Raw genomic sequence first — 12,605 nt, 5'->3', positions numbered from 1 at the left:
CCACACAGTTCACGGTTCAACAAGGGATTAAGCCAGTGATTTGTTGTGGGCTTTTTACCCTTTTCTATAACCTTTTGTCAACTTTGACAAAAGTATCTCCACATTAGTTTACATGCTTATCATTTAATTAACATATCATGCGCCGGGACTTAAGCTAAATCGTGTCAGTTAAATTCTGTGATAAAGCATGGGCCTGTGACGGGAGTTATGACATCTTTCGAACTTTACTATTGTCGCAGGAATAGACAGCGCTTCCACTCTCTTAATGGGGTTATTTTTTTGATCCATGTCAGAGTTCTGTCAATTTTGATAGAAAAAAAGGCACACATTTAACAAGTTTTATTGATTTTCAAAAAACGACAAGCGATTTACGGAAAAATTTGATGCTTTTTTTTAACCTGAAAAAAGTCAGCATTTTACGCCATTTACTGTAGTCATTGGTGATAAGGATGGCAGTCATTACTGGGAAGAAGAAAGGCTAAAGAACAAAAACAGAGGCTTTAGGAAGGATATTAAACAAAATCACTAAAAGAATGACTTTCCCGCCCCTTAATAGGTAGAAGCCTTTACCCCCGCCTCGTTAGACAGAGGCGGAAGGTAAAGCCGGGGGATTACCTTAACTTTCAGAGTCTGCCAGTAACTCATGATCGTCATCCACTACCGGACGAGGACCATAGGCACTGAGAGAATAGGGATCATTCCCTTGCTCAACTGCATTGAAGATCGCCATTGCAAGTTCATTTTCACAACGGGCATTTTTGTACAACACATACTGCGTATCCGGCAAACGTGGTAAACCGTCCTGTTCACCCAGAACACGCAGCTCCGGACTCATCATTTCGATGGGACGTGCCGTCACACCCAGCCCCGCACGCACTGCCGCACGAATTGCCGATAATGTCGACGCGACATAAGCAATACGCCACGGAATACCTGCCTGACTGAGGTGCTCTATCGCCATCATCCGGTAAGGGCTTGGCTCATCGAGCACTACCAGCGGAACACTGTCGCCGGAGGGATATGCAAAATCAGCCGAGCAATACCAGAGTGTTGGCGACGTGCGCAATACGATGTGCGGGTGATCAGTGTTTGTCATCGTGGTGATGGCCAAATCCACTTCTTCACTTTCGAGCATCGACAACATGAAAGGACTGCGCTTGACGCGGACATCAATAGACAACTTTGGATATACGGATGTCACGCGGCTGAGCAGGAAAGGTAAAATGGTGTCAGCAGTATCATCTGATGCACCAATTGTTATCCCACCTTGAACATTGCTGTACATCAAAGAGGTACAGGCTTCATCATTAAAACGAAGGATTTTGCGTGCGTATCCCAATAACTGAATACCGTGTTCAGTTAATAATTTATTGCGTCCATGTCTGGCAAACAGTTCTTTTCCAACGAGTTGTTCTAGACGTTGCATTTGTTGGCTTACCGCCGACTGAGTACGACACACCGCAGCAGCAGCCGCAGCGAACGTATTAAGATCAGCAACAGCTACAAATGTCCTCAACAGATCAAGATCGAGATTGAGGATTGGACGATTTGCAATTGTCATAGTTTTTCTTCACTTTATAGAATCTAATAACAAGCTACCCTGATGGTGCGTCAAAGTACCCGCAAAAAGCAGAATACCAGATATGTCGGATACTCACTCATTTGATAACCTAAATTGAGAAATATTTGTGCATGAAAGTTTTCATCATTGTGAGCGTTCAGTCATTAAACCTGTGCACAATAATTCCTCACAAAGGCTGAATGATTAGAACCTCTTATTTAATATAGCCTTTCCCCGCAAACCATTCCATATCCCTTACAGTACCGCTTGCCGCAACCATAAAGCTAAGTTTCGGCAATATCATCGTCAGAAAAACATAAGCTAAATTAACTAATAAAGGTGATTATTAAAAATATAATTCAATAAATTCATTGAGTCACCCTAATAACCATTTTATGCCCAAGGTGTTTTGTTTAAGTAACATTAAGATTTTTCTTGTTTCATCAAATTTTGTTTACGCCCGCCTGTTGCAATATATCCTTTGAAAGCATTTATCTAATCCTGGAAAATACGTTTAAGACTTTACTTAGAACATGATCATTCATCCAGCATTCGCTATTAATCATTAGATAAATAAAACTAATTCCTGTTAAAATTTTTCAGCGGTAAAACAAAGCCTCCTGAACTTTTTTCAGAATTTGTCGAGCTTTGGTAAGATTTCATGATGTTCACCCCATTAAAGACAACAAACTGGCATCGCCGGGAATAGATGTGACGCAGCAAAAACAGTGAATTTATTGTTCACAAAGCACTCATTTGCAAAATATAAAATCACAAAATAACAATAATACAGCATAATAAACCATTAAGCTTCTCATCCTTTGAGGTAATAACCCACCATAACCCGCTTTACTGCTGTTTTTCACCAAAACGGTGCGCAGCCCTTCTCATGCCCTCTGCGGGAGAGTAAATTGAGCCCTTCGCACTGTTCTACGGTCGCTCCGCACCAGGGAAGAACAGGCTTTATTGCAAAAGGCTCTCATTTACATGTCCCCGATTGAAAAATCCCGCAAACTGGACAACGTCTGTTATGACATTCGCGGCCCGGTGCTCAAAGAAGCAAAACGTCTTGAAGAAGAAGGTAATAAAGTCCTCAAGCTGAACATCGGCAACCCTGCGCCATTCGGTTTTGATGCACCTGATGAAATCCTGGTCGACGTTATCCGCAACCTTCCTACCGCACAGGGTTATTGTGATTCGAAAGGTCTGTTTTCTGCACGTAAAGCGATCATGCAGCACTATCAGGCACGCGACATGCGCGACATCACGGTCGAAGATATCTATATCGGCAACGGTGTTTCCGAACTGATTGTTCAGTCAATGCAGGCATTACTTAACACCGGCGATGAAATGTTAGTCCCGGCACCTGATTACCCCTTGTGGACAGCGGCGGTTTCGTTATCAGGCGGTAATGCGGTGCATTACCTGTGTGATGAAGGGGCTGACTGGTTCCCGGACATTGCCGATATTCGTGACAAAATCACCCCACGCACCCGCGGCATTGTGATCATCAACCCGAACAACCCGACCGGTGCGGTATACAGCAAAGAATTGCTGATGCAGATTGTGGACATCGCCCGGGAACATAATCTGATTATTTTTGCCGACGAAATTTACGACAAAATCCTGTATGACGAAGCCCAGCACATTTCCATCGCTTCACTGGCGCCGGATTTACTGACCGTCACTTTTAACGGTCTGTCAAAAACCTACCGCGTGGCCGGTTTCCGTCAAGGCTGGATGGTTCTGAACGGACCGAAGAAACATGCGAAAGGTTATATCGAAGGTCTGGAAATGCTGGCCTCGATGCGCCTTTGTGCCAACGTGCCGATGCAACATGCCATTCAGACCGCGCTGGGCGGCTATCAAAGTATCAGCGAGTTTATTCAGCCGGGCGGACGTCTGGTCGAACAGCGTGATCGTGCATGGGAACTGATCAATGAAATCCCGGGCGTTTCCTGCGTGAAACCTAAAGGGGCGCTGTATATGTTCCCGCGCATTGACGCCAAACGTTTCAACATCCATGACGATCAGAAAATGGTGCTCGATTTGCTGTTACAGCAAAAAGTCTTGCTGGTTCAGGGTTCTGCATTCAACTGGCCGTATCCGGACCATGTGCGTATCGTGACGCTGCCACGCGTTGATGAGTTGGAAATGGCCGTTAACAAACTGGGACGTTTCCTCGAAACCTATCGCCAGTAATGCAGTAAGGGCGCTGATAATGGCGCCCTTTTCTTTCTTCCGCCAGTTTCCGCATTTGCATAACTGTTTCGCACTGCTCACAATAGTCACTCATTCACCGTAGTTATTGAGAGTGCTATGAACCAGAGCCATTTTTTCGCCCATCTTTCCCGCCTCAAACTGATCAGCCGCTGGCCGCTGATGCGCAATGTCCGCACCGAAAACGTGTCGGAACACAGTCTGCAAGTCGCTTTTGTCGCCCATGCTTTAGCCGTGATCAAGAACCGCAAATTTAACGGCAATCTGAGCGCAGAACGCGTTGCCCTGCTCGCCATGTATCACGATGCCAGCGAAGTGATTACCGGTGATATGCCAACGCCAATCAAGTATTACAATCCGCAAATCGCGCATGAGTACAAAAAGATTGAGAAAATTGCTCAGCAGAAACTGATTGAAATGCTGCCAAAGGAATTACAGGAAGATTTCCGACCGCTGATTGACGAGCATTATTACACTGAAGAAGAAAAACTGACCGTCAAACAGGCTGATGCGCTGTGTGCTTACCTGAAATGTCTGGAGGAATTGTCGGCAGGCAATAATGAATTCACACTGGCGAAAGCCCGTCTGGAGAAAACGCTGGCAGACAGAAAAAGCCCGGAAATGGACTACTTTATGGAAGTGTTCATTCCGAGCTTCAGTCTGTCATTGGATGAAATCAGCCTGGATTCCCCGCTCTGATCTTAAGGTCAAAACGGGAACAGCACCGGCACCAGAAAAACGCTGACCAGCATCACCAGCAGAGTGAACGGCACACCGATGCGGAGAAAATCGCCAAATTTATAGTTACCCGGTACCATAACCAGCGTGTTTACCGGTGAAGACACCGGTGTCATAAAGGCGGCAGAAGCCGCAATAGCGATAATCATGGTGAACGGGTATGGCGATACCCCCATCTGGTGTGCTGCTGCGATAGCAATCGGTGCCATCAAAACCGCAGTCGCCGTATTGGAAATAAACAGCCCGATACCTGCACAGAGAATGAATAAACTCAGCAGCATCATATATGGCCCATAGCCGCCGCTTACCTCCATTAACCCCTTCACAATCAGCGCCACACCGCCGGTTTTTTGCAGCGCCAGCGCAAAAGGCATCATCCCGACTATCAGCAGCAAACTGGGCCAGTGAATGGCTTTGTAGGCCCCTTCCATCGTGATACAGCGGAATTTACCCATCAGCATGCAGGCGATAATGGCGGCGATAGCATTAGGCACATCATCGGTGAGCATCAGCGCAACCATCAGCGCCAGACAAAACAATGCATGCGGTGCCTGACTCAGGGCTGGCGCGACTTCGTCCACTTCGGCAGGAAGGTTAAGCACAATGAAATCATGCATTTGTTGCTGAAGCTGGCGGATCAGCTTCCAGTCGCCAATGACCAGTAGCATATCGCCGAGCTGTAATTCTTCATCCACCAGTTTTCCGTCCAGCGCTTCACCCTGACGGCGGATCCCGACGACATTCAGCCCATAGGTCGAACGGAAGGCGACGGCACGCAACGTTTTACCCAGGAGCTCCGAATCCGGGATCAGCGAGACTTCGGCCATCCCGACATCCCGCGATTGCTCAGAGAAATACTCGCCGCGTAGCACCATAGGCTCGAGCATTTCGTCAGTGCAAAATTGCCTGATGGAGATGTCTGGATCTGACATATCAAGCAGTAACACATCGCGCGCAAACAGTTCGGTATTCCCCGTTGCGCTGACCATCACGCGGCGAAATTTACGCCAGCGTTCAATGCCCACCACGTTCGCGCCGTAGCGGGAACGCAGATGCACATCATCAAGTGTACGCCCGACCAGAGGCGAACCCGGACGGATAGTGACGCGACGCGCCCGGCCGGTCAGGTGATAATCGCGGATCAAATCCCGGAACGTTCGCCGCTTCCAGCGCTGCTGGCCTCGTGACGCATCTTCTGATGACAGCCAGCGACGGGCGATCAACATGTATCCGATACCCATTATCAGCACCACCAGCCCGACAGGGGTGACGCCGAAGAAACCAAAACCGTCGAATCCTTCACGCAACAGTTCGCTGTTGACCACCATGTTCGGCGGTGTGGCGACCAGCGTCATCATGCCACTAATAAGCCCGGCGAAACTTAGTGGCATCATCAGTCGTGCGGGAGAGGTTTTCATTCGCGCCGAAACGCTGATCACGACAGGAATGAAGATCGCGACTACGCCGGTGGAACTCATAAAAGCACCGAGACCGGCAACCGTGAGCATCAGCAAAACCAGCATCCGCGTTTCACTGTTGCCCGCCACCTTCATCAGCCAGTCGCCGACCTGATACGCCACACCGGTTCTGACCAGCCCGTGCCCGACGACAAATAGCGCCGCGATCAAAATGACGTTCGGGTCACTGAATCCGGCCAGCGCTTCATTGATGGTCAGCGTGCCGCTCAGGACGAAAGAAATAATCACCAGCAATGCCACAATATCCATTCGCAGCGTATTGCGCGCGAACAGCACCATAGCAATAACCAGTAACGTGACTACCCAAAGCAATTCACCGGTCAAAACACACTCCATTTGCGTTGAGAGAGGAGGATAAATAGCTATATACCCTAAATAATTCAAATTGTATCAAGGCGGCAACTGCGTGAATCTCCGGGGCTTACATGAGTAAGTGACCGGGGTTCGGGACCAATCTGCCGGGAGCAGACTGGTACGCTGCTTGCAGCGACTCCTTCAGGGGCGAGGCCCATGGATGAGCCGGGTAACGCAGCCAACGCAGAGACAATTTGAAATATGACTGGGTATGAGAATGGCATAAAAAAACCCCGCACAGGCGAGGTTTATATCAATTTATACAGGGAAATTGTATTTTTTCTGTCCTTAACGCAGGCTGACTTTCACACCTTCGTCGGAACTGCTGACCAGCAGAATTTCGAGCGTAGTCAGATCGAAATCAACATTTTCAATCCCGGGTGTATCGTCTGGCGCATTGACTGCAATGACTTTGCAGCCCGCAGCCAGCCCGGCCATCACGCCGGCTGCAGCATCTTCAACCACCACACAATCTTCCGGGGCCAGACCTAAACGTTCTGCCCCCAGCAAATAGGCATCGGGTTGTGGCTTGCCGTGTTTGACCTGTTCAGCAGTGATAAACACTTCGGGTTCAGGCAAATGCGCCGCTTTATGGCGCGCACTGGCAACAGGCATTGATCCGGAAGTCACAATCGCCCAGGGAATATTCTGGCGATTGAGTTCGCTCAACAACAAATGTGCGCCCGGGAGAGCGGCGACACCCTCGGTGTCCGTGGCTTCAATTTGTTCCAGCTTGAGAAACTCTTTTTGAATCGTTTCTTCACTTTCACCCGCCATAAAATGACGCAAAGAAGTGATCGCCTGCTTACCGTGAATAAACGCCAGTACATCCTGCGGGCTGACACCCCAGCTAAGCGCCCAGCTCACCCAGGCACGCTCAACGGCAGGTAATGAATCAACTAACGTTCCATCAAGGTCGAACAAAAAACCCTTACAAAGCACAGGCGACTCCTTTAAGTGTTTACATCAGGCATTGATAATTTGCGCGATCTCTACCGCGCTCAGGTGATACTGACGCGGGCACGACTGCCAGACCGCCAACATACGCTGGTATTTATCCCACATTTTGGTCTGCGAGTTAAACCCATGAGTGCCTGCATCAAAATCAGTGTAACGTCCTTCGGTGTTCACCATAAAGCGGACATAGCTTAAATAACGGGATTCCGTTGCGGCATCAAAACCCAGGAAATCAATTCGGCGGCGATCCAAGTCTTGCGTGTCTTTCAAATTGGTCCACGAAACCTGCATCGCATGATGCATTTCCATAATGTTAATGACTGTGCGACAGGTTTCTTCCGGCAATTCGCCGAAATCTCTGTCCAGCTCGCGCATTTGCAAACCAAAACCCCGTTCGATCACTGTTTGTAACCGGCGATAGCGTTCTGCGTTATCGGGATCCAGCATGGTCATCATCTTGTATTGATTGGACAAAATCAGGCGTTGAGCGTTCGTCATTTCCATCGTGAAAATCCTCATGTCTGCATAATGAGCAAAGCATGGCATAGCGCAAAGTTCTGCGAAATCGCAAGCACACCATTCTTTGATTTGGGTCGGGATCTCATCTGAAATAATCACCGGGGGAGACTTTCCCCCGGTGAAATGCGACTTATGAAAGACTATAGATGATGACAGACGCAGTAAGCGGGGAAATCAGGCTTACAGATCGTCTAAAAAGGTTTTGTCCAGTTGTTTGAACGCGCGCTTAAGGACGTCAGCCAGTGACTGATACGTCGGCGTGCCTTCAACTGGCGCCAGCGCCAGTCCGGATTCAGTGAGTTTATTGCGTACATCGTGGAACCAACCGAGTAATCCTGGCGGCAGTGGCGTCAGAGAACGGCGACCCAGCCACCACAGTCCCTGCATCGGCAAGCTACAGGCAAAAATTGCCGTGGCGACGGCCAGCCCGAGTTGTCCGCCGAGCGCGATTTGCCACGTCAGGGTAAAGACCGCAACCGGTGGCATGATGCGTACCGCGAAGCGTGTAGCAGTAGAAATCCGGTTCTCCGGAAACATCGGAGCCAGGCGCTTATCTGACGGCCATGTCTTCATATAGTGCTGCCCGCGCTGGAATACCTGGAACCAGCCTACCGAGCCTGTTGGCTTACTCGTCATCTTTGCACCTCAACTTCACGTGTAAAATTTAAAAAATAGTTGTAAAACACAAACTGGAGTTTATCACGATAAAATATATTTTGTTTTTGCTGGCACCTGTCGGTATTCTATCGCAGCCTCGCAACCCTCTCAGGCAACGAGATCAATATAAACTTGGGGCAAACGCGGTGAATTGCAATCTTTCGCCCCCATAATAACCATAGTGCCTCGGTCTGAGAGGATTTGTAATTAATTATTGTATTTTTTGTTAGTGTTTTTGCTGATTAGTAACACCCTGAAGATACGTAAACCGAAATATGCGGCGCAGTAAACCGCTTTATTTCTGTCATCCGGACGCTTAAAAAAACCAAAGCCCGGCAATTCTTCAGCTTTTTCATCGTCATGCCTGTTTTGGCTCTCTGGCATGATGTTAATCATAATTGTCGCCGCCATTATGCGCTACGCTTGATGTCAGACTGACGATTTATTAACCACGTGTATTGTTTTTTTTAAACAGCACCAACAATAAATAGGTACTTCCATGTCGAGTAAGCTTGTACTGGTTCTTAACTGTGGTAGTTCTTCCCTAAAGTTTGCCATCATTGATGCTGCAAATGGCGAAGAACACATTTCAGGTTTAGCCGAATGTTTCCATCTGCCAGAAGCGCGCATTAAATGGAAAATGGACGGTGGCAAAGAAGAAGCCGCTTTAGGTGCGGGCGCCGCACACAGTGAAGCGTTGAAATTCATCGTTAATAACATTCTGAGCAAAAAACCTGAGCTGTCCGCAGAACTGGTTGCAATCGGCCACCGCATCGTTCATGGCGGCGAGAAGCTGACCAAATCCATGCTGATCAACGACGCTGTCATCGAGGGTATCAAAGAGTCTATCCCGTTTGCGCCGCTGCATAACCCGGCTCACCTGATCGGTATTGATGAAGCACTGAAATCTTTCCCTAAACTGGCTGATAAAAACGTTGCCGTTTTCGACACCGCTTTCCATCAGACAATGCCAGAAGAATCATACCTCTACGCCCTGCCGTACAGCCTGTATAAAGATCACCATGTCCGTCGTTATGGCGCACACGGCACCAGTCACTTCTACGTGACTCAGGAAGCCGCAAAAATGCTGAACAAACCCGTGGAAGAAGTGAATCTGATCACTTGCCACCTGGGTAACGGCGGTTCTGTCAGTGCCATCCGTAACGGTAAATGTGTGGATACTTCCATGGGGCTGACCCCGCTGGAAGGTCTGGTGATGGGTACCCGCAGCGGTGACATCGACCCGGCAATTATCTTCCACCTGCACGATTCTCTGGGCATGAGCGTTGATCAAATCAACAAAATGCTGACTAAAGAATCGGGTCTGCTGGGCCTGACTGAAGTCACCAGCGACTGCCGTTATGTTGAAGACAACTACACCACTAAAGCTGATGCCAGACGTGCCATGGACGTCTTCTGCCACCGCCTGGCGAAATACATCGGTGCGTACACTTCACTGATGGAAGGCCGCCTGGACGCCGTCGTATTCACCGGCGGTATCGGTGAAAACGCCGCAATGGTTCGCGAATTGTCTCTGGCTAAATTAGGTCTGCTGGGCTTTGAAGTGGATCACGAACGTAACCTGGCTGCCCGTTTCGGTAAATCCGGGGCGATCAACAAAGAAGGCACTCGCGCCGCTCTGGTTATCCCAACCAACGAAGAGCTGGTGATTGCACAAGACGCCGCGCGTCTGACTGCATAATTCGATTCAAGACTGCCCGCGTAATGCGGGCAATTTTTCACTTATAGGCAAACGCCGCCCGTTTGGACGCACCGCGCAGGATAATCATCGCGCTTATGCTGATCATTATCCCCTCTGCACAAACCTGCGAATGTCCCTGCCTGGCAACCGTTAAAGAGGTTTAGCCGTGTCCCGTACAATTATGTTGATCCCTACAGGCACCAGTGTCGGTCTGACCAGTGTCAGCCTGGGTGTGATCCGTGCCATGGAACAAAAAGGCGTCAGCCTGAGTATCTTCAAACCTATCGCCCAGCCGCGTACTGGCGGAGATGCTCCTGACCAAACCACGACCATTATTCGCGCTAACTCCACCGTGACCGCAGCCGAACCGCTGAAAATGAGCCACGTTGAAACCTTGCTGAGTTCAAACCAGCAAGACGTGCTGATGGAAGAAATCATCGCGCGTTATCATGAAAACACCAAAGATGCCGAAGTGGTGCTGGTTGAAGGTTTAGTGCCTACCCGCAAACACCAGTTCGCCAATGCGCTGAACTACGAAATTGCCAAAACCCTGAATGCAGAAATCGTCTTCGTTCTGGCGCTGGGTAATGATTCTCCTGCGCAGCTCAAAGAACGTATCGAACTGGCCCGTTCCAGCTTCGGTGGCAGCAAAAACAAAAATATCACCGGCGTAATCATTAACAAACTGAATGCACCGGTTGACGAGCAGGGGCGTACACGTCCTGACCTGTCTGAAATCTTTGATGATTCCACCAAAGCCAGCGTGGCAAATATCGACCCGACTCAGCTGTTCGCTAACAGCCCGCTGCCGGTTCTGGGCTGCATTCCGTGGAGCTTCGAGCTGATTGCCACCCGCGCAATCGACATGGCTAAGCACCTGAACGCACGTATCATCAACGAAGGCGACGTCAAAACCCGCCGCGTGAAATCCGTCACTTTCTGCGCACGCAGCATTCCGCATATGCTGGAGCATTTCCGTCCTGGCTCCCTGCTGGTGACTTCCGCTGACCGTCCTGACGTGCTGGTTTCAGCCTGTCTGGCAGCCATGAATGGCGTGGAAATCGGCGCTATCCTGCTGACCGGTGGCTACGAAATCGACGCCCGCATCAACAGCCTGTGCGAACGTGCATTCCAGACAGGCCTGCCAGTGTTCATGGTAGAAACCAACACCTGGCAGACTTCCCTGAGCCTGCAAAGCTTCAATCTGGAAGTGCCTGCAGATGACCATCAGCGCGTAGAGAAACTGCAACAGTACGTGGCTTCTCACATCAATGCTGACTGGATCAACTCCCTGAGCGCACATTCTGAACGTTCACGCCGTCTGTCACCTCCGGCATTCCGCTATCAGCTGACCGAACTGGCCCGTAAAGCCGGTAAACGTATCGTTCTGCCGGAAGGCGACGAGCCACGCACTGTGAAAGCGGCAGCGCTTTGTGCTGAACGTGGTATCGCGGAATGTGTTCTGTTGGGTAACCCTGACGAGATCAAACGCGTTGCAGCAGCTCAGGGCGTGACGCTGGGTAAAGGCATCGAAATCGTTGATCCGGTGGCTGTCCGTGAAGAATACGTGGCGCGTCTGGTTGAACTGCGTAAAAGCAAAGGCATGACCGAAGTGGTTGCGCGCGAACAACTGGAAGACAACGTGGTTCTCGGCACCCTGATGCTGGAACAAGGTAACGTTGACGGTCTGGTTTCCGGTGCTGTTCACACCACCGCAAACACCATCCGCCCGCCGTTACAGTTGATCAAAACCGCGCCGGGCAGCTCACTGGTTTCCTCTGTGTTCTTCATGCTGCTGCCTGATCAGGTTCTGGTTTATGGCGACTGTGCGATCAACCCGGATCCTACTGCTGAACAGCTGTCTGAAATCGCGATCCAGTCTGCGGACTCCGCTGCGGCCTTCGGTATCGAACCCCGCGTTGCCATGATCTCCTACTCAACCGGTAACTCCGGCGCCGGTAGCGACGTTGAGAAAGTGCGTGAAGCGACCCGTCTGGCCCAGGAAAAACGTCCGGATCTCATCATCGATGGCCCGCTGCAATATGATGCTGCGATCATGGCTGATGTTGCACAATCTAAAGCGCCAAACTCGCCGGTTGCGGGTAAAGCAACCGTGTTCATCTTCCCTGACCTGAATACCGGTAACACCACGTACAAAGCGGTACAACGTTCTGCGGATCTGGTCTCTATCGGGCCGATGCTGCAGGGTATGCGTAAACCGGTTAATGACCTGTCGCGTGGCGCACTGGTTGACGATATCGTCTACACCGTTGCACTGACTGCGATTCAGTCTGCTCAGGCAGAAGCAGCGGTTGCGGCCAAATAAGCCAAACCCTCTGAACGCAAGACGCCGGGCTTTTTGAGTCCGGCGTTTTTTTTGGTCTTTTTTGCGGAGCGCTTCATGGCTGATCGATAAAGA

At 49.9% G+C, this 12,605-nt stretch carries 10 protein-coding genes; 4 read left to right on the top strand and 6 right to left on the bottom strand.

The features are described 5' to 3' along the window. Positions 1-616 precede the first annotated feature (616 nt). On the bottom strand, positions 617-1,561 hold the full coding sequence (gene lrhA / locus AACU55_RS13335) for a transcriptional regulator LrhA (RefSeq protein WP_013574588.1): 945 nt from the start codon (positions 1,559-1,561) through the stop codon (positions 617-619). Positions 1,562-2,548: 987 nt separating this feature from the next. Here lrhA and AACU55_RS13330 point away from each other — a divergent pair. Further along, positions 2,549-3,763, top strand: coding sequence for a pyridoxal phosphate-dependent aminotransferase (locus AACU55_RS13330; RefSeq protein WP_013574587.1), 1,215 nt, complete (start codon positions 2,549-2,551; stop codon positions 3,761-3,763). Between the two features lie 117 nt (positions 3,764-3,880). Then, positions 3,881-4,480 (top strand): 5'-deoxynucleotidase, encoded by a 600-nt coding sequence (yfbR, locus tag AACU55_RS13325; RefSeq protein WP_013574586.1) that lies wholly within the window; start codon positions 3,881-3,883, stop codon positions 4,478-4,480. An 8-nt stretch (positions 4,481-4,488) separates the two neighbouring features. On the opposite strand, the gene AACU55_RS13320 is transcribed toward yfbR, so the two are convergent. The 5 genes from AACU55_RS13320 to AACU55_RS13300 form a co-directional block, all read right to left on the bottom strand. Then, positions 4,489-6,321: an SLC13 family permease gene (locus AACU55_RS13320; RefSeq protein WP_013574585.1), complete on the bottom strand. Its 1,833-nt coding sequence runs from the start codon at positions 6,319-6,321 to the stop codon at positions 4,489-4,491. Positions 6,322-6,639: 318 nt separating this feature from the next. Further along, complete coding sequence (locus tag AACU55_RS13315; protein ID WP_013574584.1) at positions 6,640-7,293, bottom strand: sugar phosphatase; 654 nt, start codon at positions 7,291-7,293, stop codon at positions 6,640-6,642. Positions 7,294-7,317: 24 nt separating this feature from the next. Further along, positions 7,318-7,812 carry a YfbU family protein gene (locus tag AACU55_RS13310; RefSeq protein ID WP_013574583.1) on the bottom strand — a complete coding sequence of 165 codons (495 nt, stop codon included), beginning with the start codon at positions 7,810-7,812 and terminating at the stop codon, positions 7,318-7,320. A gap of 195 nt (positions 7,813-8,007) precedes the next feature. Next, complete coding sequence (gene yfbV / locus AACU55_RS13305) at positions 8,008-8,463, bottom strand: terminus macrodomain insulation protein YfbV (protein WP_013574582.1); 456 nt, start codon at positions 8,461-8,463, stop codon at positions 8,008-8,010. 228 nt (positions 8,464-8,691) lie between these two features. After that, the gene (locus AACU55_RS13300) at positions 8,692-8,880 is read right to left on the bottom strand and encodes a hypothetical protein (protein ID WP_013574581.1); all 189 of its coding nucleotides are present in this window, start codon (positions 8,878-8,880) and stop codon (positions 8,692-8,694) included. A gap of 103 nt (positions 8,881-8,983) precedes the next feature. Between AACU55_RS13300 and ackA the strand changes: the two genes are divergently transcribed. Both ackA and pta read left to right on the top strand, forming a co-directional pair. Next, entirely contained in the window at positions 8,984-10,186 is a 1,203-nt protein-coding gene (gene ackA / locus AACU55_RS13295; protein WP_013574580.1) for an acetate kinase, read from the top strand. A 181-nt stretch (positions 10,187-10,367) separates the two neighbouring features. Further along, positions 10,368-12,512: a phosphate acetyltransferase gene (pta, locus tag AACU55_RS13290; RefSeq protein WP_153374992.1), complete on the top strand. Its 2,145-nt coding sequence runs from the start codon at positions 10,368-10,370 to the stop codon at positions 12,510-12,512. Positions 12,513-12,605 lie beyond the last annotated feature (93 nt).

The sequence above is a fragment of the Rahnella sp. CJA17(1/100) genome, assembly GCF_963881615.1.
GTDB classification, from domain to species: domain Bacteria; phylum Pseudomonadota; class Gammaproteobacteria; order Enterobacterales; family Enterobacteriaceae; genus Rahnella; species Rahnella aceris.
Note: the sequence above shows the minus strand (reverse complement) of the source record. Positions and strands in the feature narration are given on the sequence as shown.